We start from the raw sequence: 21279 nt of genomic DNA, 5'->3' as shown, positions 1-21279 counted from the left end.
AACGTCACGAGTTCGGCGGAATGACCCTCGTCCCGACGGTTCGCTACTACGAGCGGGAGCTCCGCCGCCGACTTCGCCACTACGCGGAGAAACGCCGTTCGGGGTTTCGCCATCGGGGCTCGCTCAAGCGGGCCGCCAGGGAGATCCTGGCCGAACGAGCCGAGCGCGGGTTCGAATCCGGCGGCCACTTTCGCGGCGTCTGGCCTCGAGATCTCTGTTTCGCGGCTCGGGGGCTGTCGCTAGCGGGATTCGACGAGGCCGTTCGCGAATCCGGCGACTGGCTCGTCGATCAGTTGTCCGCCGACCGTCGCGGGGACGTGTTTTACACCGATTTCCACGACGAGTACTGCGCCGCGACGCCGTCCGAAGGCGTCGACACGTTCCCGGCGCTGGTCATCCTCCTCGCGGAGTGTGACCGGCTTCGAGCCCGCGTCGACGAACTCGAGCGCCTCGCTGAGCGCCACCGCGAGAAGTTCTTCGACGAGGAGCGGTCGATCGTCAGCGGCTCGGGAAGCTCGTGGTGGGATTCGGCGAGAAGGCCTCGCGAGGCGTACAACACGGCGATGTTGCTGGCCGCGACCGAGCGCCTCGAGCGACGCGATATCGAGACGGCGTTTACGGGCCGGTCCTCGGAGATCCGCGACGGTCTCGTCTCGACCTTCTGGACCGGGAGTCACTTCGCCGAACACCGTCGCTCCGCGACGCTCGCCTGCGACGCGAACGTGATCCCGCTGTACTTCGGACTGCTCGAGGACGAACGCGCACGGACAGTTGCGAAATCACTCGGTAAACTCGAGACAACGGCCGGACTCCGAATGCGAGCGCGGCCGTTCGCTCGCACCGAAGTGCATCCGTTCTTCGCGCTCCACCGCGATTATCACTATCACGTCTGGCCCTGGAACAGTTTCATGTACGCCGTCGGCCTGGAGCGCTACGGGTTCGACGACCGCGCTCGAGCGGAAGTCGACCGAATCGAACGCCGATTGAGTCTCTACGGGAACTTTCTCGAGGTGCTCACCCTCGAGGGCGGGCCGTACCTCAAACGGGGCTACGCCAGCGCGGAGGATTTCACCGTCGCCGCTGCGCTCTGGACGGAGTACGTTCGCGGGAGCGACTGAACGCCCCTTGAATATCATCGGGAAGTTCGCTCGATGCCGCTTTCGAGCACTCACACTGCCTCCCACTCGAGCGCGTACTCCTTCTCGGCGTCGTTGATAATCGATTCGAATTCATCGAAGGGAAGCGGCGGGAAGTGGGGGTGTCTCGAGCCGATTTCATCGGGAAGATCGGCGTGATACCGAACCTGCGTCTCGATATCGTAGGGGAACTCGTCGGTGTCGACGCCGACGAACCCTGCCTCGTCTCGAGCCCGTCCGAGGACCTCGCGCCAGCGGTCGATCGACGCGAGTCCCGCGGATTCCATGCCGTGTGAGAACAGCGTCGTTCGGATCTCGTCGTACGGCTCGGTCTCCTCGAGGTACGACTCAAGGTGGGCGGCGTCCGATTCCGTGTTGAACGCGGACCAGTAGGGGACCGAGCCGGTGCGGATCGTCCACCAGGGTTCGAGCAGGGCGAACGACTGGTTGAGCAGTCGATCCACGGAGCGGCCCCGGGCCTCGTACCGCCGTCGGTACAGGTCTGCGACGAACGGGCTCAGGTCCCGCGGGTCGTCGAAGGCGAGCCGACGAACGTCGTACCCTCGTTCCTCCGCGACTCGTTCGACGTCCCCGCGAAGCGCCGGATCGAATCCCCACTCGGACTCGGGAACTTCGCCGTCGGGCACCGGCGTGTCCCACTCCCGTATCCCCGCGTTCTGTTTCGCGAGGAACGACGCGACCGAATCGGACCCCTCGTAGTACTCTCGGGGCTCGAGTCCGCCGAGGCCGCCGACCTGAAAGCTGTGCCGTTCGCCTAGGTCAATCGCCGGCCACTCGTACTCACACTCGAGCGAAATGATCGTCCCGCCCGGTTCGAGGACCGTCTCGAGGAACGCTTCGTAAGCCGGTCCGAGCGTGCGGATCTTCGTTCGAAAGTACGCCAGCTTTCGGACCATCAGCCGGTCCTGATTCGGGTCGTGCATCTGGTGGAGCGAGACGTTCGGATTGGCCTCGAGAAACGCCGGCGCGTGTTCGCGACCCCACTCGATATCCTCCCGGATCTCGTCGGGCCCCACGGAGCGTCGGATCGGAACCAGGAACGTCTGGGGAAGCCACGGAATCCCCAACAGGGCGGCCAGATGGACCGCAGCGCCGTTGCTCGAGCCGACGATAACCGCCGGATAGCCTCGAGTCGGATACTGTTCGACGACCCAGCGGCGGAACCGCTCGACGTCGACATCGCCGAGTGAATCCGGCGAGATCCCTTCGTTCGCACCACCCTGCGTGTAGATTCCAGTTCGAACGCGTTTGGGCAGTCGGTTGAGTCGCGCGGCGATCGGAACCAGTTTCGGGTTGATCATCCCGAGGGCGGGAAACTCCTCCCCGCGAAGGTATCGAGCCGCGGCGCGCAGACAGACCGTCGTCGAGTCGAAGTTCGGAAGCGCGGGCGGCGTGGACCGCTCGCCCGCGAGGAGCCGCGAAACCCTCATTGTCGCCGCCTCGTCGTCGTCTTTCGGCGCTGGATCCTTTGACGGCTTTCCGGTGCTCGTCCCGGACGAGGCGCTCCGCCTTCGAATGCGCTGTGAGAACCATCGTCTTTCGGAAGGATATCGATCATCGATCGAGTACGGTGTCTACCGCGCGCTCGGGGATAATACGCCGGCGCACTTGCGCAGGTTCGCCGATCGGAACGTGGGTGTCGCCTCTTCGCGCCGACTATCACAAACATACATTACGATGAGGCCGTAACTGCACCCAGACTATGTCTCACGGAAACTTCGAGGGGTACGGCGGTCGACACGTGCCGGAACCGCTCCGAGAGCCGCTCGAGCAACTGGCGAACGCATACGACGAAATCGGAACCAGCGACGAGTTTCAGGCCGACCTTCGCGGGCTCCTCGAGGAGTTCGCCGGCCGTCCGACGCCGCTGTATTACGCCAGCAACCTGAGCGAGCGTTACGGGGCCGAGATCTACCTCAAGCGCGAGGACCTGCTCCACGGCGGCGCTCACAAGATCAACAACGCGCTCGGCCAAGCGCTGCTCGCGAAACGGGCCGGTCGGGATCGACTGATCGCCGAGACCGGTGCGGGCCAGCACGGCACCGCGACGGCGATGGTCGGCGCCCTGCTCGGCCTCGAGACGGAGATATACATGGGAAAAAAGGATATCCAGCGCCAGGAGATGAACGTCTTCCGGATGCGCCTGATGGGTGCCGAGGTCAACGAGGTGACCCGCGGCGGGGAGGGATTGGCCGACGCCGTCGACGCCGCGCTCGAAGACTTCGCCGAAAACGTCGAGGATACACACTACCTGGTCGGGAGCGTCGTCGGACCGGACCCGTTCCCGCGGATGGTCCGGGACTTCCAGAGCGTCATCGGGACGGAAGCTCGAGAGCAATTCAAAGAGCGGACCGGCGAACTGCCTGACGCCGCGGTCGCCTGCGTCGGCGGCGGTTCGAACGCGATCGGACTGTTTCACGCCTTCCGAGACGATGATGGCGTCGCGTTCTACGGCGCCGAGGGCGGCGGCGAAGGCTCCGATTCGAGTCGCCACGCGGCACCGCTCGCGAGCGGCAAAGACGACGTTATCCACGGGATGAAAACGCGCGTCATCGACGAGGACGTCGACGTCCACTCCGTCTCGGCGGGGCTCGATTACCCCGGTGTCGGCCCCGAACACGCCATGTTTCGGGCTGTCGGCCGGTGTGAATACACCGGCGTCACCGACGACGCGGCGCTGGCCGCGTTCCGGGAACTCAGCGAAACGGAGGGGATTATCCCCGCACTCGAGTCCAGCCACGGACTCGCTCGAGCGATTCAGTTGGCTGAAGAAACCGATCACGAGCGAATTCTGGTCAATCTCTCGGGACGGGGCGACAAGGATATGGAGACCGCAGCCGAGAAATTCGACCTGTAGCCGTCGCAGTTCTCCTTTGATACGGACTGCTGTAAGTCATTTCTGGTGCAACCGCGACCCGTCCTGCGGTTGCAACGGTTGACTCGCTTCGCTCCTCCACCGAGACTCGTCTCACACGGTTCGACTCACCACCGGTAAATCGTTACAGCAGTCCGTACGAGTTGATCAGTTATTACCAAAGCTATTTATTGGACGAAAATCCCTTTGGGAGTAATGTCAGAAGACGCGATCGTTCATCGCCTCAACGTCGTCATCGTCCTAGTCGTCGCCGTCCTGGCCGTCCTGCTGTGGCCCCTTCTCACGGAGGCCATCGTTTTCGTCGGTGTCTTGCTGTTTTTACTCGTCGCCGGCGCACTCGGCTGGTCGCTCGCACAGTCGGTCTGAGCGTACGGTCAGAGTCGGTCCCGAGCCTTCATGTACGAATCGGGTTCGGCTTAGCCGTTCACAGTCTGCCAGCGTCCTCTCGGAGCGTTCGGTAGCTATCGAGGTATCGCTCTCGAATCGGCCGTTCGTCGTAGGCGTCGAACCGGTCGTCGTAGTCGCGGTACTCGAGGTCGCCGGCACCGACGATAGCGTTCGTCAACTCCTCTTCGCTGGTCGTTCGAAAGCCTCGATCCCACCCCTCGACGAGTTCGTGGGCGCTCGAGTCCGCGTGGTACTCGACGATGCCGACACAACCCGCGGCGAGCGCCCAGAGCATCTCCGTCGGGAAGACGCAGTGTTCGGCGGTCTGAGCGAAGACGTGTGCGCCCCGGTAGACGGCGATCCGGTCCTCGCGCGGGAGTTCGCCGGCGAACGTAAGTCGGTCCTCGATCCGAAGATCACTCGCCAGTCCCTCGTAGTACTCGCGCTCGGGGCCGTCGCCGATGATGACCGCGTTCCAGCTTCGGCGTCGCATCTCGGCCAGGGCGAGCAACAGGCTCTCGAGGTTCGCTCCCTCGTCGAGTCGACGGGCGTACACCACTTCCACGCGCTCTCCGGGCGCAACCGTCTGTATCCGCTCGATATCGATCCGGTTCGGAATCGGCGTCACTTGCTCTCTGTCCGCGCCGATCTCGCGAACCCAGGTTCCCACGAGTTCCGAGGGAGGGACGATCCGATCGGGCTGACTCGTCGCCCATCGGGTCGTCCTGTCGTCGTCGACGCCGCCGTCGCCGTACCACTCGGCGACGAGCGGGACGCGAGCGAGTCTCGAGCCCCACTTGGCCGCGATGACCTGGCCCGGCGGCTCCGCGCTCGCGTGGATGATGTCGGGTCCGAACGAGGCGAGGACGAAGGGCAGTCGAAGCAGAAACGACGTGCTCGCGTCGAGACCGGTCGAAACGCCGTGGTATGTAACGCTGTCGCGCTCGAGGACGGACTCCTCGCCGGACCAGAACTGGGCGCAGAAGACGTGGACGTCGTGGCCGCCGTCTCGAAGCAACTCGAGAGTCGCCTGAAACCGCTGGTTCGTCTCGGTGTCGCGGTGATCGACCGTTTCGAACGAGACGAACGCGATGCGCATATGCCGTCGGGACGTAGCCCCGGATTAAAAAATCACCTAAGTTATCGAAGCGCCGAGCAAGTCGAATCCGAGACTTAGTCGTCGCCGGGCATCGCATCTTCTACCGTGTCGCTGATGTAATCGCCGAGTCCATCCAACGGTCCGCCACCGTCGTCATCATCCGAATCATCTTCGTCGCTATCTGACTCATCCGTTTCGTCACTGTCTGACTCGTCCGCTTCGTCACTGTCTGACTCGTCCGCTTCGTCGTCCTCGCTACTTTCGTCACTATCTGCGTCTTCTTCGCTCTCGTCCTCGTCGTCGGATTCCTCCGATTCGGTTTCGTCCTCGCTACTCTCGTCGGACTCGTCGCCGTCCGACTCCTCAGTATCGTCGCTACTCTCGTTCGCTTCGTCGTCAGATTCGTTCCCGTCGTTGCTCTCGCCGTCGGACCCGTCCTCGCCGTCCACCGACACGTTCCCGTCGCTATCGGATTCATTTCCTATAGCGTCTACTGATTCATTGATTGATTCATCCGCCGATTCGTTCTCCGCATCGTCGGCCGATCCGTTATCGTCTTCATCCGACGAATTCTCGTCGCTTTCGGTCTCATTCCCGAGAATATCGTCGGAGTCGGTATCCGACGTGCCGTCGGAGATGCCGTCGAGGACGCCGATCGACTCGGGGACGCCGTCACCGCTGGACGTTTCGCCATCCAAAAATTCCGGGCCGACCACTGCGATGGTCAACCCGAACGCGACGAGGACGACCAGAACCGTGACGAGGACTGTCGTGACTGGCGCGGCCTGTTCTTCGTCGGTGGAATCGACCTCGTCTGCCATCGTCCTGTTTCGTTCCGGATTCTGCCGTTTTGTTATGCATACCGAACACCGCCGTCCTGGTCGCCCGCTTTCAATCCCTGCGGACCGTGTGAGCGAACGTGAGGAGGGAATCCCGCCACAACTCCTCGGTGCCTATCCGTTCGACCAATCTCGAGCGGCGTCGATACCCGCGGGACGGAGCGGCGACTAACCGATAAGAGAACCGTTGCATCCACCGGAACGGTGCCTAGGCCGGACCTACAGGCGGAACGAATTTCCATCGCGGGTCGGTCACGGACGAATCGAGGGGAAACGGTTACTGGGTTGTCTCAATATGTTCTACGCACCCGATGTACGATATCGAACGCTATCTCAACATCCGCAGCGCCTACGGTGCTTCGTTCGGTCCCGACGGCGAGCGCCTCTCCATTCTGATGAATACCACCGGCGTCTCGCAGGTCTGGACGCTCGAGGATCCGATCTCCTGGCCCGAACAACGGACGTTTACGGACGAACAGGTGAGCTTCGCATCCTGGTCGCCCGAGCGTCCCGAACTGATCTTCGGGATGGACGAGGGCGGCGACGAGCGCGCCCAACTATTTCGACTCGACGCCGAGACCGGCGTCATCGAGAACCTGACTCGGAAGCCCGAGTCTAAACACCGCTGGGGTGGCTGGAGCCGCGACGGCGACCGCTTCGCGTTCACGTCGAATCGTCGGGACGAATCGGTCTTCGACGTGTACGTTCAGAACCGAGACGAGACTGGCGACGGAGCAACGCTCGTCACCGAGGGCGACGGCTGGCTCACCCTCTCGGGGTGGAGTCCGGACGATTCGAAACTTCTCGTTTCGAAGGCCTACTCGAACTTCGATCAGGATCTGTACGTGCTCGACCTCGAGGCGGCCACAGACGACACCGGCGACCTCGAGTCAATCGACCCCGAATCGGTCGAACTCGAGCGCCTCACGCCCCACGAGGGCGACGTTCGATACCAGAGCGCGAGCTGGGCTCCGATTCCCGACGGAGCCGATGAGAGTCCGGGACTCTACCTGGTTACTGACAGGGATTCCGATACGCTCGAGTTGGCGTATCTGGACCTCGAGACGAATACGCTCGAGACGGTTGTCGAAGGTGGCGAGTGGAACGTCGACGGAATCGCGGTCGACGACGAGACGGGTCGGTTCGTCTACTCGCGGAACGTCGAGGGGTACACCGACCTCACCGTCGGCGAGTTCGACGCCGCGGAGCCGACTTCCTTCGAGACGTTCCCCGAACCCGACCTGCCGGGCGGAATCGCTGGCGGGGTGAGCTTCGGTCCCGACGCCGAGCGATTCGCGCTCTCGACCTCGGGCGATACGATCAACACGAACGTCTTCGTCGTCGAGGTCGAAACCGGCGAAACCGAGCGGTGGACCGCGGCACCGACGGCGGGTATTCCCCGCGAGACGTTTCGCGAGTCGAACCTCGAGCACGTCGAGAGTTTCGGCGTTGACGGGGAAACTCCCCCCGACGGCCTCGAGGTGCCGGGCTATCTCACCCTCCCCGAATCGACCGAGGAGGGTGAGACGCCGGTCATCGTCGACATTCACGGCGGCCCCGAGAGCCAGCGTCGACCGTCGTTCTCGGGCGTCAAGCAGTACTTCCTGAATCGGGGGTACGCCTACTTCGAACCGAACGTCCGGGGCTCGTCGGGCTACGGCGGCGAGTACGCGAGCCTCGACGACGTCGAAAAGCGCATGGACTCGGTCGCGGACATCCGCGCTTGCGTCGAGTGGCTTCGGGACCACCCCGCGATCGACCCCGATCGAATCGCGTGCAAGGGCGGCTCCTACGGCGGCTTCATGGTGCTGGCCTCCCTCACCGAGTACCCGGACCTCTGGGCGGCGGGTATCGACGTCGTCGGTATCGCCAATTTCGTCACCTTCCTCGAGAACACCGGCGACTGGCGGCGCAAACTCAGGGAGGCGGAGTACGGCTCGCTCGCCGACGACCGCGAGTTCCTCGAGGAAATATCACCGATCAATAACGTCGAGGCGCTCGAGGCTCCCCTGTTCGTTCTCCACGGCGAGAACGACCCTCGCGTTCCGGTCGGCGAAGCCGAGCAGATCGTCGAACTGGCTCGAGAGCAGGGCGTTCCCGTCCGAAAGCTGATATTCGGCGACGAGGGCCACGGCTTCTCGAAACTCGACAACCGAATCGAAGCCTACGCGGAAATCGCCGACTTCCTCGACGAACATGTATAATACTCAACAATCGGACAACATCGCCGATGCACGATAGTTAACCGTCCGTGTCCCCGAACGAGGCGTATGCGTTGGCGACGCGCGGCCGGCGGGCTCTTCGTCGCGATAGCGCTCGTAGCGTTTCTCGTTTACGGCGTCGGGTGGGAGGACGTCCTCGAGAACGTCCAGCAGGCCAGCCCTGCTGCGCTCACCGCCGCGGTAGTCGCCGGGGTCGGAATGCTCGCACTCCGGGGGCTGGTCGTCAAGCGATTGCTCGTCCCGATCGGAGACGGAGCCAAGGGAATTTCGTTCGTCACGGCCTTTCTGTCGGGCTATTTCGCCCGGAGTGCGCTTCCCTGGGGCCGCTCGACGGGGACGCCGATTACCGCGTACCTGCTCGCGGCGAACTCCGAGTCGAAGTTCGAGGACAACCTCGCGGTGGTGGCTACCGCAGAGGTGTTTAACTTCGTCGCGAGTCTCCTCGTCGTCGTCCTCGGATTCGCGGTGTTCGCGGCGACCGGCGGCTCGACGGAGGAGATCTTTACGAACGTTCTCATCCTCAGCAGCGGCGGCGTGATCGTTGCGGGCGCACTCGTCGTCGCCGTCAACCGCGGGTGGGCGAAAACGATGATTTACGACGGCGCTTCCCGGTCTGAAACCGTCGTCACGAAGCTCCCTCGAGTGCCGGCAGAGAAGGGCGTCCTCACGGATCGCGTCGATGGGTTTTTCACGGCGCTTGAGCGAATTCAGGCCTCCCGCCGTACGCTCCTCGCGGCGTTTTCGATCGCGATCGTGGGCTGGACCGTCAACGCCTTACCGCTTTACTTCGCCTTGCTCGCCCTCGGCGTCGACGTCTCCCTGGCGCTGGTGTTCGTCTGTGCGCCGCTCGCATCCTTCGGCGGAATCCTCCCCGTTCCCGGCGGAACGGGCGGCATCGAAGTCGTGCTCGCGAGTCTCCTCGTTGCGACGGCGGGCGTTTCGGGAGATGTGGCGACCGCCGCGGCCATCCTCTACCGACTGACGACCTACTGGACGCACCTCGTGGTCGGCGGGCTCGGGGCCGTCTATCTCTCCGTTAGCGGGACACACAGGGTACGAGTTTAAACTCGACCGACTTTCGTTTCCAACGATCCCGCGCAAGGCCGCCCTATTCAGACGATCGAGCGCACCAGGAGTCCCAAACTGACGAGCAGCGCGATCGGAAATCCGGTGAACTCGATCGACGCCTCAAGGGCTTCTCGCTCGGCGGCAAAGGCCTCCGCGTCGGAGACATCGATTCGTCGATCTGATTGCCGTTGATCAGGAGATAACGCCGGTCTTCCTCGCAACCTCTCGAGCGGCCTCCTCGTTCATCCCGTCGCCTAAGATCGTGTACCGGTCGCGGATCGCGTGACACGTCGTCAGGGATTCGATGACGGTCTCGTCGTCGATGCCGAGTTCGGCCGCGGTCGTCGGCGCGTCGATGCTGTCGAGCGCGGCTTCGATATCCCGCCAGATCCCGTCCTCGCCGTCGTGGAGGTAGGCGGTCATGATCGAGCCGACGCCGACCTGGTGGCCGTGCAGCGCTGCCTCGGGTGCCAGCCGATCGAGCTGGTGTGAAAAGAGGTGCTCGGCACCGCTTGCGGGTCTCGAGGAGCCCGCGATGGACATCGCGACGCCCGAGGAGACCAGCGCCTTGGTGACGATCCAAGAGGACTCCTCGAGGCCGGGACGGACGTGATCGGCGTTGTCAACGAGGATTTCTGCGGTCATCTCCGCGAGCGCGGCGGCGAACCCGGAGTACTCGACGTCTTTGAGGCGGTGGGCGAGCCGCCAGTCCATCACGGCGGTGTAGTTCGAGATGATGTCCGCACAGCCGGCGGTCGTGAGCTCCCACGGTGCGTTCGCGAGGATTTCGGTGTCCGCGACGACCGCCAGCGGCGGCTCCGCGGCGACGCTGTGGCGCGTGTCGCCGTCCGGGACCGAGCCGCGATTGCTGACGATGCCGTCGTGGCTCGCCGCCGTCGGAACCGAACAAAAGCCCATGTTCAGGTGGTGACTGGCCATCTTCGCGATGTCGATGGCCTTCCCGCCGCCGATGCCGACGAGGTAGGACACGTCCTCGGTCTCGGCGGTCTCGATCACTTCTTCGACGGCGTCGAACGTCGCCCGCTCGATGGTCACGATCGCCGGATCGATCCCGGCGGCCTCGAAGTCGGCCGCGATCGGATCGGCCGCGACCGCTCGAGGCGTCGGGCTCGTGACGAACAGCGGCCGTCCCTGGAGGTGAAGGTCCTCGACGACCTCGAGGAACTGCGAGCGAACGCCCTTGCCGACGACGACGTTGCGTGGCAAGCGGATCCACGTCGACTTATCGAACATATCTCTGTGGAGGGTAGCCGTGATATAAAGGTGTTCTCGTCGTGACGTATCGTTCACCCGTTCGATCGCTTCTCGAGCCGGATACCGCTCCCACCTGTCCTCTCTCCCGCGCTCAGGTTTGTGTCGCCTTGATGTGGATGTCGAGTCCCCGATCTTCGATCGTCTCAACCTGAAAACCGAGATCTCGGATCGACTCCAGGAACTCAGAAACCGACGAGCCGTGGTCCTCGACCGACGGGCGGGTATCGGCTTCGGTATCGCCGACGGCCGGTCGATGGACTTCGCAGTAGACCGTTCGACACCGCTCGTCACGGAGCGTTTCGGCCATTCCGTCGACGACGCGCGGTTCGGCTCCTTCGACGTCGATCTTCACGACGTTCGGCTGCGGAAAGCCGTCGTCGACGAGACTGTCGCCTCGGTAGGCTGGAACCGTCACCGAGCCCGTTCCGCCGGTTGCGGCGCTCTTGTGATCCAACGTAAGCTCTTCGTTGGCGTCCCACAACGCGTACTCGTGAACGGTTGCGTCGACGCCGTTTCGATCGAGGTGGTCCCGTGCTTTCCCCGCAGTGCCCGGCGTGGGTTCGAACGCCTCGACGCGGTCGATCCGCTGACCAGCCAGACTCGAGTGAAAGCCGATGTGTGCGCCGATATCCCAGAGGGTGTCGTCCGACTCGAGTTCCGAGAGCAGGTCCTGGACCATTTTCCGTTCCCCGCTATCGAATATCTGGAGCGATCGTGCGGCGCGGCCTCGAGTGTCGAACGTCGCCGCCGTGTCGCCGAATTCGAACGTTCGCGATCCTCGAAGTCGCCAGTATGCAAGCGTCGCGCGTCTTCGCAGGCTTCGGACCGTTTTCGCCGAAAGCGTCGTTATGCCGTCGTCGCGATAAATGTCGACCGCCCGATGGAGCGGAGTTGCCATGTAAGGGACACTTCGAAATGAGATAATAAGCTTTGTTGTATCTGCCAGTTGAGGGTACTGTGTACTGATGAAACTGCCGTTAATTGGCTCTGATGGCGATAAAGGCGGCTTCTCTCGACCATTTAATTGTTTTCACACACTTTCTCATTCCCGTGAGATGCGGCTGATGTCTTCACTTAACAGAATTATTGCATAACCTCGCTTCGCGCCATTACCAATGCTTTGTCAGTAATTTCGAGCGTGTTCTCCCCGTTTGCGGTGCTGTCACGACGATACGGATCGGACTGTCCGACGCTTATGTATCTGTTAAAGCCACAAATCGCGCTCCTCGAGTCCCTCGTTCGTCACATCGTCTCCAGGACGCCAAGCACTCGTTCCTCGGACGCTCGTCCCGGATCGTGCTCCGCTCCGTCGCGGTCGCTCTCGAGGTGGTCGGCGACCGCTCGGTCGACCGCCTCCTTGAGCGGAGTCGACTCCCAGCCCAGAGCGGCGAGTTTCGCCGTCGAAAGGATGTGGGGGTAGTCTCGATAGAAGAGGTAGTCGCCGGGCTCGAGCTCTCCTGCCGCGAGCTCGCGCGGACCCGCGGTGATGACATCGACTGTGGTCCCGAGTGCGGATGCGATCAGTTCGATCGATTCCTCGAGCGTAACGAGTCGCTGATCCCCGACGTTGTACGCTTCGCCCGGTTCGCCCCGTTCGGCGACGATCCGAAGCGCGCTGGCGACGTCCTCGACGTAAGATCGGTGCCAGACGTTCGTTCCGTCGCCGGGAACGAGGAGTCGGTCGTACTGATTCACGCGATCGATCCAGAAATCGAGTCGCTCGGTATAGTCATGAGGGCCGTAGACGATGGAAGGGCGGACTGCCATGGCGTTAACGCCGCGGTCGGCGGCCGCAAACACTGCCCGGTCGCCCTCTGCTTTCCGGTTCCCGTAGCTGTCCCTCGAGTCGTCGGTTCCTTGCTCACTCGTACACGGTTCGAGAGCCGTCACGTCTTCTCGTTTCGGTATTTCCTCGCTTTCGTAGGCCGCACCGCTGGATACGTAGACGTACGCCTCGACGTCGTCGAAGAATCTCGTCGCGGCCCGCACGTCCTTCGGATGATAGGCGACGCAGTCGAAGACGGCGTCGGGATCGACGTTCTCGGCGGCCACCTCGAGCGCCGAATCGTTCGTCCGGTCGCCCTCGAGGTGGTCGACTCGATCCTCGTCCGCGAACGGGTTCTCGTGGTTTCCCCGGTTGAAGAGCGTCACGTCGTATCCGTGCTCGAGCAGTTCCTCGACGAGATGGCGACCGATAAATCGAGTGCCGCCGATGACGAATGCGCGTTCCATATCGTCTCCAAGGACGGTCGGCGGGAAAACGGTAGTGAACCAGCTCCGAAACCATGGTGTGAGGATCCGGGTCAACGCCATTGGTTTCCGAGGGAGGGAAGAAAAACCAGTCATCCATGTTCCTGCGGTCGGATGTCCCGTCAGAACATGGTGGGACTACCTATGAACACCGACACACAGACGATTTCGACGGAGACAATACTTCGGTTGATCGCCGACCCACGACGGCGAACGATTCTCCACCACCTCCGTGACACCGGTGGTGTCGCGGTCTCGATCGACGAACTCGCTGACGCTCTCGCGACGAAACGGACCGAGCCGTCGCCCAGGGACGCGACGAATACTTTATCGTCACGCCAATCGGCGGATAACGCGGGCGCCAAAACCGAACTTCACCACGATCACCTCCCGAGATTCGATGATGCGGGCATCATCGAATACGATCGGCACGATGGGCTCGTTCGATATCACCCTCACGAGCGCCTCGAGGCTCTTCTCCAGTACGTTTCGACACGCTTCGAATAGTGGTGGTCCCATTCCACTCGTCTCGGTCAGGCCGTCGGATTCCGTTTCAGGACGTTTGTCATCGGATGTCATTGAAACCATATCATTGCAAGTACCGATGACGCTTCGTCCGCGTGGGATGCCACCGTAGTGGTAGAGACGGAACTGACGTGGAAAGCAATTATGTGACGATTCGAGTGATAGGATGGATCCGCAGTTTCAGCCCCGGTTGCCGTCGAGTTGCCAGGTAAACATCGCCTTTAGCACCACCACCAAACTGTTCGTTTCTCCCGTCCCCCAGATCGCCGTTTCGTCGCGAGGTTCCGTCGCATTTTCGCCCTCCTCGGCCACGAGGACGCTCGCCAGCGTCTTCTCCTGATCGACCATCAACAGTCGTCCGGCGGGCATATCCGACCAATCCCATAACGAATCGAATGGGTTGGCCTCGGGAACGTGTTGTCGAAGCTTCTCCGTCGCGACCGGTGACATACCCGCCAATCGAATGGTGATTCCGCGCTCGGTCGCAGCTTGCAGGGCGTCGATTAGGTCCGCGGTGAGGAGTTCCTCGACGGTCATATAGACGACTTCGTCGGTTGCTTCCTCGAGGAACGTTACCACTCTGTCGGTGATCGGTTCGCGGTTCGTAACCGTCCAGACGCCGCGTTGTTCCGTCGTCCGGCTTTTCGGCTCGAGACCGTCGAGTGCGTCCGTCAGCACGTTCGCCCGGTGAGTGTACTGCTGGCGAAACCGGTTTCCGGCGGTTTCCGGCGAAATCGCGACGAATCGTTTGGGACTCGAATGTTGGATGTCGATGAGGCCGCGATCGTGCAACTCGTCGGCTGCGTCGTACACTCGCGTTCTGGGCACCTCAGAAACGTCGCTCACGTTCTGGGCCGTTCCGTCCCCGAGGCTGACGAGGGCGACGAACGTCCGGGCTGCGTAGGTGCTCAGCCCGAACGCTTCGAGTTGTTTCAGGGCGAGCGAGCGCGGCCCATCCGACGTATCGGGGGACATGATTGAACAGTATGTGCGGTAGAATTTCCCCCGAACGGGGGAGTTCGGTACACAGTCCAGCGTGGTTGGGACCCAGTCTGAAGTTGTGTACCACTCCCCACTTCACAGTCCTTCCCTATATTCCTGTTGTGATTATTTGAGTGAACAAGATGCGGATCATCGCTTTTCGGTCAGCACAGCAGATGTGCGGTCACCCGTCTCGACTCGCAAATGTAAGTGTGCGTAACTCCCGAAATTCGTCGGAAGAGGCCCTTTCAGGTTGGTTCGACACGGTCCGTCATCGATTCGGCTGCGATCTGGGAGAGTATACCAAGCGGAAGGTGTTTTCACGTGGAGGATCAAACCGTAGTCAGCTACTGGATCACTGGTAGCAGGGTTGGGACCCATGGACAAGCTATCGAATCAAGAAGAGTCAGTTGAACTGCTCCAACAGCTCGGGCTTCAGGAGTACGAGGCGAAATCGTTCGTCGCATTAACGCGTCTCCAGCAGGGGACGGCAAAGGAAATCAGCGAAATCTCGGACGTTCCTCGAACGCGCGTCTACGATGCGGTTCGAGTGCTGGAATCGGCCGGATTAGTCGAGATCCAACACTCGAACCCGCAGCAGTTCCGCGCCGTTTCAGTCGGCGAGGCGGCCGACACGCTCCAACAGAAGTACGAGTCGCGGACGGACTCGCTTCGGGACTCTCTCGAGGCGATCGACTCGGTGTCGACGGACGCCGAGACGGACGTCACACACGAAGTGTGGGCGCTCTCGGACTCGACGGGAATCACGAGTCGGACCCAACAACTGATCGACGACGCCGAAGACGAGTTGATCTTCGTACTCGGAGACGAGGCCATTTTCACCGACCAGCTCGTTTCCCAGCTTCAGGCGGCTCACCAGCGCGATGTGTCGGTTATTATCGGAACGACCGCGGAGACGGTCCGCGACCGGGTACAGGACGAGCTCCCCGAATCCGAGGTCTTCGTCTCGGGTCTCGAATGGCTCAGCGACTCGCCCTGGATCAGCGACGATACGGAAATCAGTCGCTTACTCCTGGTTGACCGGAGTTCGATTCTGGTGAGCACCTTCCACGGATCGGCCGAGAACGCTCGAGAACACGAGCAAGCCGTCTTCGGTCGCGGCTTCGATAACGGTCTCGTGGCGATCGCGCGACGCTTGATGGCGACCGGTCTCTCACCCGTCGATGATCCCGGGACTGACGAACCGTGAAGCCGTCGCGTCTCCCGTTCGGCTTCGGTCCCGTTCGAACGACGTTCTCGACTCGTTCCCGGAATCGTACGGGATTCTTTTTCGCCGCCCGTCGAGCACCCCCTATGTCATTCCGCTCTCGACACGAGCACGACGGTATCGGACGGCAGTGCGCTCACTGCGGCTATCCGATTCCGCGGGGTCCACACCAGTCTCAGGAGGCCGCGGCGACGTTGTGCTGCTCGCCCTGCCTCGAGGCACCGTCGGCGCGGGCGCTTCTCGAGGCCGCTCGAGGCGCCGGGCGGGTCTCTCGACCCGGATGGAACGACGAGCGAAGCCACTAGCTCCGAACGATAGAATACCGGATAGTTCTGCGTGAGCGAACGGCGAGTACTTTCGAGTGAGAAAACGGCGGCTATCCCAGCTTGCGGTAGGAAAGTCGTTCGAACGACCTTCGACCTTTCGTTATCGCGAGAGAACTTCGCTCTCTCGGACGACCTCGCCCGTTCACGGCGAGGAGACTGTCACTCGTTGGGAACGTTAGGAAAGCGACGGCGGAAGCTGAACTTCATCGAACCAAAACGATTCGATCGTTTCGACCATTTCCACGAATTCGTCGGGGCTCTTCGGTTTCGTGAGGTAGGCGTTCGCAGACAGTTTGTAACTCTTGAGGATGTCCTCGTCAGCTTCGGAACTCGTGAGTACGAGAATCGGAAACTTCGGGTGTTCGTCGCTTTCCTGGAGCTCTTCGAGAACGTCGAACCCGTCCGTTCTCGGCAGGTTCAGGTCGAGCAAGAGGAGCTGTGGATAGGGTCGAGAATCGCCGCACTCCGCTAGATACGCAAGCGTTTCGTCGCCGTTCGCAACGCTGTCTATCGTCGCATCGAACGCCGAACTGTTGAACGCTTCCCGTGTCAGTCGGACGTCTCCCGGGTTGTCCTCGACGAGCAGGATCGTCGGTGACTGAGATGGCTTCAAATTCTTCACACCCGCTGTTAGCGTGTCGGGAACGTAAGAGTACCCACTACATGCTTTGGCACTGCTCAAAGTCCGGGCGGCCGATTACCCGATTATGCGCTTTCTGACCCCTTCTCAGAACTGTTTAGCACTTTTGGATTCGAACGGGTTTGGACGCGACTCGAGTGTGACCTCTTCCCCGGTGGGCTATTGGTGTACTATCGGGGCCATCGCCGAACTCGAGGCTGTGGATTCCAGTTCGGTCGGATCGTCAGTCTCCTCGATGACGTACCGCTGGCCCATCATCGGATCTAGGAGCCTGTCGACGGGTGCGTAATCGTCCTCCAACAGCGGCGCACCGTCGACGTCCGGGTCGTCCATGTAGTTATCCAGCGCCCCCTCGAGGTCCACGGCCAGATCGCGGTGGTCGTTTCGTTGCTCGAGGTCGGCTTGGCTGAAGTCGGTCTCCTCTTTGGTCGCGACGACCTGAACGTTCTGGACGGAGTTCCGATCGGACGTTCGGAAACTGTAGACGTCCGGGAAGACCTGGTCGATCGTCTTGTACTGGGCGTGGTAGAACTCGGCCGCCGAGCCGGTCGGCGAGGAAACGACGTTCGCGGTGAGGATGCCGTCCTCGGCGAGTCGATCCGAGATGAGTTCCATGAACTCGACCGTCGTTAGCTGGAAGGGGACCTGATCCTTCTTGTAGGCGTCGAGGACGATCAGATCGTAGCCGTCCTCGGAGTCGTCCATATCGGCGAGGTACTGGCGGCCGTCGTCCTCGTAGGTGGTCAGGTTCTCGCCGTGTTCGAGGCCGAAGTACTCCTCTGCGGCGTCGGTCACGTCCCCGTCGAGTTCGACCACGTCGACGTTCACGTCGTACTCCGACTCGAACTCCTGTGGGCCGGTGTACCCGCCGCCGCCGATAAACAGGACGTCGTCCATCTCTTCGGGCCCGTCGTTCATCAACAGCGGAATGTTGAAGTATTTCGTGTACTCGAAGACGTGCTGATCGGGGTTCTCCGTGTCGAGCGCGCTGTGTCTGGATCCGTCGAGGTACATGGTTCGCGTGTCGCCGTCGTCGATCACCTCGAGTTCCTGTTCGCCGGTGTGGGTCTGGTAGACCACGTCGCCTCTCGGATCGAAGGCGCTCGCGCTTCCGACCGCCGCGCCGACGAGCAGGAGGGAAACGATAACCGCCGCACCGGCGGAGTTTCGCGAGAAGTTTGGAAGCGTGAGCGCCAGCGCGGTCGCGACAAGGAGGAACCCGAACAGCAGGCCGATCCGCTCGACGCTTAGTTCGGGGATCAGAACGAACGTCGTGAGGGTACTGCCGAGAATGCTCCCGATGGTGCCGACGGCGTAGACGTGGCCGGACGCTTCGCCGACGCCTTCCTTGTTGCACAGTTCCGCTGCGTAGGGGCTGATAAATCCGAGCAGGTACGTCGGCGGCCCGAACAGGGCGATGACGGCCGGAATCGACGCGTACCGCGCGCTGAGTGGCATCGTCGACGTGTAGAGCAAGAGCAGGTCGCTCGCGTAGATCACGATGGCGATGTAGATTGCCGTTCCGAAGAGGATCCACGACATCTCGCGGTTGGTCGCGGTTTTGGCCCGTTTGCCGCCCTGCCAGTAGCCGAGACTCAACGCCGCCAGACAAATAGTGATGATACTCCCCCAGGTGTAGATGCTACTGCCGAACTGGGGTGCGACGATACGTCCCGCCAGAATCTCGAGACCCATGCTCGCGATACCCGCCACGAACACCGCGAGTTCGGGCTTAGTTAACCGGTACGACGCGAGCGTCCGAACGTCCATTGTCGAATCTCAATCGGTCCGCCGTTGTGTACTTGTTGGATGGGGCATCCCCGAGTCGATCGGTCGTCGGCTGACGGCCCGCCGAGCCCGTACGGGTCGATTCACGGCCTCCTCGAGTCAGGCGAGCGCGGCGACGTCCGCCTTCGACAGCTCCCGGTACTCGATACCCTGCTCTTCGAGCACCGCCTGTAACTCCTCGAGTCCGCGGTCGATGTCGATCCCGACCCGATCTACGTGGGCGTCCGGCGTCTCGCTCGGGTCGGTCTCGAAGTGTGCGGTCAACTCGAGGCCTTCCGGGTGATGATAGCCGCGGATGTGGACCTGCCACCACGTGTAGCCGGTCGGATGATCGGTGACGTACTCCACCCGACGGAGGTTGAGTACCTCACCGAAGTACGAAAAGGACATGTCCCAGTTCGGTTCGAAGTGACGTTCGCCGAGGGTCCGTTCGGCTTCCGCTCGGCTGAGCGGAACGAGTACGGACGGCTCGAGCGGTTTCGGCCGCGAGAAGAATCGGCCGCGGACCGAAAGGACGATGCGTCGAAGTTCCCGCAGGACGGCGTCGAGAATGTTCGCTCGAGAGACGCGGCGAGTCATAGGGACTGTACGACGACCACGAGTATGAACCAACGGGGGAGATCGCTCGATCGATTCTCCTCATTCGAGCCGAATATTTCAATCCACTGCTGGTCGTCTCAACCCGATATCTGTCGCCTTAACCCACTGCTTAACCCACTGGCTTGTTGCGTATCGCCGTCGACGGGAACGGTATGGTGCAGGTGCGCATGCTCGAGGGAGAGACGACCGATCGGATGGAGGCGCTGAGCGACGGCGTGTTCGCGATCGTTCTCACGCTGTTGGTCCTCCAGTTCGAGGTTCCGGACGTGCAGGCGGATCGCGCCGCGGCCGACCTTCCAGGAGCGCTGGCCGACCAGCAGGCGCTGTTGTTCAGCTACTTGCTCTCTTTCGGCGTCGTCGGCATCTACTGGATCGTCCACCACAACCTGTTTCGACAGATCGTCCGCCACGATAGGCTGTTGCTCTACCTCAATCTCGCCTTTTTGCTCGCCGTCTCCTTTCTTCCGTACCCGACGGAACTGCTCGGCGTCTACGGCACGCACCTCACCTGGACGCTGTACGCGATCAACATCTCGCTCGTCGGAATCGTCCTGACGATCCTGTGGTGGTACGCCGATCGGCGCGGGTTCACCAGCGATGCCATCGACGATCGAACGGGATTCTTGATCACGCTCCGTGGCCTCATCGCGCCGGCGGTCTTTCTCGTCTCGATCGGCGTGGCCGCGGTGAACCTCTCCGCGGCGTTTTTCGTTCCGATACTGATTTTCCCGCTGCAGGTGCTGTGGACCAGACGATATCAGGACCCGCAGTTGGTCGCAGAAACGGAGTGATGTCTGTTTTCTCGAGTTAGTCCTCGACCGATTCGTTTCCGTCGTCGTGTTCGGATTCCCCGCTCCACGTCGCCGTCGCGAGAACGCGGTGTACATCGGTGTTCACCGCGACCGACCGCTCCGTCGCACTCGAGGCGAGGCGTCCCCTGAGCGTCGCTTCGAAGCTATCGTCGATGGTATCGTACTCGTAGTAGGCGGCGAACACGGCGTTCATGGTCGCCTGCTCCTCGAACGTAATCGAACTCACAGCGCCGTTGACGAGTTCGAACTGCGAGAAGGGTTTCGCGACCGCATTCGTGTTCCCCCAACGGTCGTGTCGTTCGATCGATTTTCCGACCGTAATGTCCGTCGGTTCGCCGTAGCCGCCGAAGACGATGTGGCCGTCCCCGGCATGGTCTAGCAGCCACTCGAACTCCTCGACCGTCTCGGACGCGCGGGCGCTTTCGCCGGTCGCCGTCTCGATAACCGCCGTAATCGGCTCGATGCCGTCTTCTCCCTGCGCGGAAACGATCGCGTCCTCGCTGACCGCAAGCGTCGGATCACCCAGCCCGAACTCCCCGTCTGCCGGCGCGTAGATGTCGTAGCCCTCCAGGACGTCGGTTCGTTCGTACTCGCGACGAAGCGTGTCTTCCTCGGGCGGCTCCGTCAACACGGCCGTGATTTCCTCGATGTCGATCGACCCCGACAGGACGAGCGCTCCGTTGACCGCCAGGACGTCTTCGACCGTCGAGTCGTACTCCTCCTCGGGTTCGGTTTCGTCGCGCTCGTCGTCGAACTCCCCGAACGACGGATACGGCCGGAGCAAGCCCTCGAGCCCCGGTCCGGCGAGTTCGACCGTCAGCCGTTCGGCGAGCGCCGTGATCCCCTCGAGCGGATAGCCGTGCATCACTTCGCCGAGATTCAATTGTGCCTCGTACTCCTCGGCAGCGTCTTCGTCGCGTGCGACCGCCGTCAGTCCGTCCCAGTCGACGTAGCCGAAATCGACCCAGCCGTCGTCGTCGGTGCCGAGTCGATCGATGTACGCTGGGGGTTGCTCTTCGTCGACGGACGCGAGAACCTCCAGACAGCCCGCGAGCCCGGCCGTCGCTGCGGTCGCCAAAGCACCGGTCTGTTTCAGCAACGCACGACGGTTATACATGAGATATCTGAACTAGTCGTTCCAATAGCAAATTACTTCCTTTTTGCGGGGCGCAGATTCCGGCTGCTGCCAGCACCCGATCATCTCGAG

20 protein-coding genes are annotated in these 21279 nt (G+C 62.1%); 9 read left to right on the top strand and 11 right to left on the bottom strand.

Annotated features, from left to right (window positions below):
* Nucleotides 1–20: 20 nt before the first annotated feature.
* Nucleotides 21–1118 (top strand): glucosidase family protein, encoded by a 1098-nt coding sequence (locus ACZ5C7_RS21195; protein ID WP_464378239.1) that lies wholly within the window; start codon nucleotides 21–23, stop codon nucleotides 1116–1118.
* A 50-nt stretch (nucleotides 1119–1168) separates the two neighbouring features.
* Here ACZ5C7_RS21195 and ACZ5C7_RS21190 read toward each other — a convergent pair whose 3' ends face one another.
* The gene (locus ACZ5C7_RS21190; RefSeq protein WP_464378238.1) at nucleotides 1169–2587 is read right to left on the bottom strand and encodes a hypothetical protein; all 1419 of its coding nucleotides are present in this window, start codon (nucleotides 2585–2587) and stop codon (nucleotides 1169–1171) included.
* Nucleotides 2588–2859: 272 nt separating this feature from the next.
* Here ACZ5C7_RS21190 and trpB point away from each other — a divergent pair, with 272 nt between their 5' ends.
* Together trpB and ACZ5C7_RS21180 are read left to right on the top strand one after the other, a co-directional pair.
* Nucleotides 2860–4014 (top strand): tryptophan synthase subunit beta, encoded by a 1155-nt coding sequence (trpB, locus tag ACZ5C7_RS21185; RefSeq protein WP_464378237.1) that lies wholly within the window; start codon nucleotides 2860–2862, stop codon nucleotides 4012–4014.
* 213 nt (nucleotides 4015–4227) lie between these two features.
* Nucleotides 4228–4398: a hypothetical protein gene (locus ACZ5C7_RS21180; RefSeq protein ID WP_464378236.1), complete on the top strand. Its 171-nt coding sequence runs from the start codon at nucleotides 4228–4230 to the stop codon at nucleotides 4396–4398.
* A gap of 58 nt (nucleotides 4399–4456) precedes the next feature.
* On the opposite strand, the gene ACZ5C7_RS21175 is transcribed toward ACZ5C7_RS21180, so the two are convergent.
* Both ACZ5C7_RS21175 and ACZ5C7_RS21170 read right to left on the bottom strand, forming a co-directional pair.
* Nucleotides 4457–5518, bottom strand: coding sequence for a glycosyltransferase family 4 protein (locus ACZ5C7_RS21175; RefSeq protein ID WP_464378235.1), 1062 nt, complete (start codon nucleotides 5516–5518; stop codon nucleotides 4457–4459).
* A 74-nt stretch (nucleotides 5519–5592) separates the two neighbouring features.
* Nucleotides 5593–6339 (bottom strand): hypothetical protein, encoded by a 747-nt coding sequence (locus ACZ5C7_RS21170; RefSeq protein ID WP_464378234.1) that lies wholly within the window; start codon nucleotides 6337–6339, stop codon nucleotides 5593–5595.
* Nucleotides 6340–6668: 329 nt separating this feature from the next.
* On the opposite strand from ACZ5C7_RS21170, the gene ACZ5C7_RS21165 reads away from it, so the two are divergent.
* On the top strand, nucleotides 6669–8561 hold the full coding sequence (locus ACZ5C7_RS21165; protein ID WP_464378233.1) for a S9 family peptidase: 1893 nt from the start codon (nucleotides 6669–6671) through the stop codon (nucleotides 8559–8561).
* 66 nt (nucleotides 8562–8627) lie between these two features.
* Nucleotides 8628–9644, top strand: a complete 1017-nt coding sequence (locus tag ACZ5C7_RS21160; protein WP_464378232.1) for a lysylphosphatidylglycerol synthase transmembrane domain-containing protein — start codon at nucleotides 8628–8630, stop codon at nucleotides 9642–9644.
* A gap of 195 nt (nucleotides 9645–9839) precedes the next feature.
* On the opposite strand, the gene ACZ5C7_RS21155 is transcribed toward ACZ5C7_RS21160, so the two are convergent.
* The 3 genes from ACZ5C7_RS21155 to ACZ5C7_RS21145 all read right to left on the bottom strand — a co-directional run bounded on the left by ACZ5C7_RS21155 (nucleotide 9840) and on the right by ACZ5C7_RS21145 (nucleotide 13154).
* The gene (locus ACZ5C7_RS21155; protein ID WP_464378231.1) at nucleotides 9840–10901 is read right to left on the bottom strand and encodes an NAD(P)-dependent glycerol-1-phosphate dehydrogenase; all 1062 of its coding nucleotides are present in this window, start codon (nucleotides 10899–10901) and stop codon (nucleotides 9840–9842) included.
* Between the two features lie 112 nt (nucleotides 10902–11013).
* Entirely contained in the window at nucleotides 11014–11820 is an 807-nt protein-coding gene (locus tag ACZ5C7_RS21150; RefSeq protein ID WP_464378230.1) for an FkbM family methyltransferase, read from the bottom strand.
* A 344-nt stretch (nucleotides 11821–12164) separates the two neighbouring features.
* Nucleotides 12165–13154 carry an NAD-dependent epimerase/dehydratase family protein gene (locus ACZ5C7_RS21145; RefSeq protein ID WP_464378229.1) on the bottom strand — a complete coding sequence of 330 codons (990 nt, stop codon included), beginning with the start codon at nucleotides 13152–13154 and terminating at the stop codon, nucleotides 12165–12167.
* A gap of 162 nt (nucleotides 13155–13316) precedes the next feature.
* Between ACZ5C7_RS21145 and ACZ5C7_RS21140 the strand changes: the two genes are divergently transcribed.
* Nucleotides 13317–13679, top strand: coding sequence for a DUF7344 domain-containing protein (locus ACZ5C7_RS21140; RefSeq protein ID WP_464378228.1), 363 nt, complete (start codon nucleotides 13317–13319; stop codon nucleotides 13677–13679).
* Nucleotides 13680–13877: 198 nt separating this feature from the next.
* Here ACZ5C7_RS21140 and ACZ5C7_RS21135 read toward each other — a convergent pair whose 3' ends face one another.
* Nucleotides 13878–14672: a TrmB family transcriptional regulator gene (locus tag ACZ5C7_RS21135; protein WP_464378227.1), complete on the bottom strand. Its 795-nt coding sequence runs from the start codon at nucleotides 14670–14672 to the stop codon at nucleotides 13878–13880.
* 385 nt (nucleotides 14673–15057) lie between these two features.
* Here ACZ5C7_RS21135 and ACZ5C7_RS21130 point away from each other — a divergent pair, with 385 nt between their 5' ends.
* Together ACZ5C7_RS21130 and ACZ5C7_RS21125 are read left to right on the top strand one after the other, a co-directional pair.
* Nucleotides 15058–15888: a TrmB family transcriptional regulator gene (locus ACZ5C7_RS21130; protein ID WP_464378226.1), complete on the top strand. Its 831-nt coding sequence runs from the start codon at nucleotides 15058–15060 to the stop codon at nucleotides 15886–15888.
* A 104-nt stretch (nucleotides 15889–15992) separates the two neighbouring features.
* Nucleotides 15993–16211 (top strand): hypothetical protein, encoded by a 219-nt coding sequence (locus tag ACZ5C7_RS21125; RefSeq protein WP_464378225.1) that lies wholly within the window; start codon nucleotides 15993–15995, stop codon nucleotides 16209–16211.
* A 196-nt stretch (nucleotides 16212–16407) separates the two neighbouring features.
* Here the strand turns inward: ACZ5C7_RS21125 and ACZ5C7_RS21120 are convergent, their stop codons facing one another.
* The 3 genes from ACZ5C7_RS21120 to ACZ5C7_RS21110 all read right to left on the bottom strand — a co-directional run bounded on the left by ACZ5C7_RS21120 (nucleotide 16408) and on the right by ACZ5C7_RS21110 (nucleotide 19239).
* Nucleotides 16408–16854, bottom strand: coding sequence for a response regulator (locus tag ACZ5C7_RS21120; protein ID WP_464378224.1), 447 nt, complete (start codon nucleotides 16852–16854; stop codon nucleotides 16408–16410).
* A 177-nt stretch (nucleotides 16855–17031) separates the two neighbouring features.
* Nucleotides 17032–18642 carry a spermidine synthase gene (locus ACZ5C7_RS21115; RefSeq protein ID WP_464378223.1) on the bottom strand — a complete coding sequence of 537 codons (1611 nt, stop codon included), beginning with the start codon at nucleotides 18640–18642 and terminating at the stop codon, nucleotides 17032–17034.
* Between the two features lie 117 nt (nucleotides 18643–18759).
* Nucleotides 18760–19239, bottom strand: coding sequence for a hypothetical protein (locus ACZ5C7_RS21110; protein WP_464378222.1), 480 nt, complete (start codon nucleotides 19237–19239; stop codon nucleotides 18760–18762).
* A gap of 173 nt (nucleotides 19240–19412) precedes the next feature.
* On the opposite strand from ACZ5C7_RS21110, the gene ACZ5C7_RS21105 reads away from it, so the two are divergent.
* Nucleotides 19413–20051: a TMEM175 family protein gene (locus ACZ5C7_RS21105; protein ID WP_464378221.1), complete on the top strand. Its 639-nt coding sequence runs from the start codon at nucleotides 19413–19415 to the stop codon at nucleotides 20049–20051.
* Between the two features lie 16 nt (nucleotides 20052–20067).
* Here ACZ5C7_RS21105 and ACZ5C7_RS21100 read toward each other — a convergent pair whose 3' ends face one another.
* Nucleotides 20068–21189 carry a hypothetical protein gene (locus tag ACZ5C7_RS21100; protein WP_464378220.1) on the bottom strand — a complete coding sequence of 374 codons (1122 nt, stop codon included), beginning with the start codon at nucleotides 21187–21189 and terminating at the stop codon, nucleotides 20068–20070.
* Nucleotides 21190–21279: the final 90 nt, after the last annotated feature.

The sequence above is a fragment of the Halostagnicola alkaliphila genome, from assembly GCF_055379965.1.
Note: the sequence above shows the minus strand (reverse complement) of the source record. Positions and strands in the feature narration are given on the sequence as shown.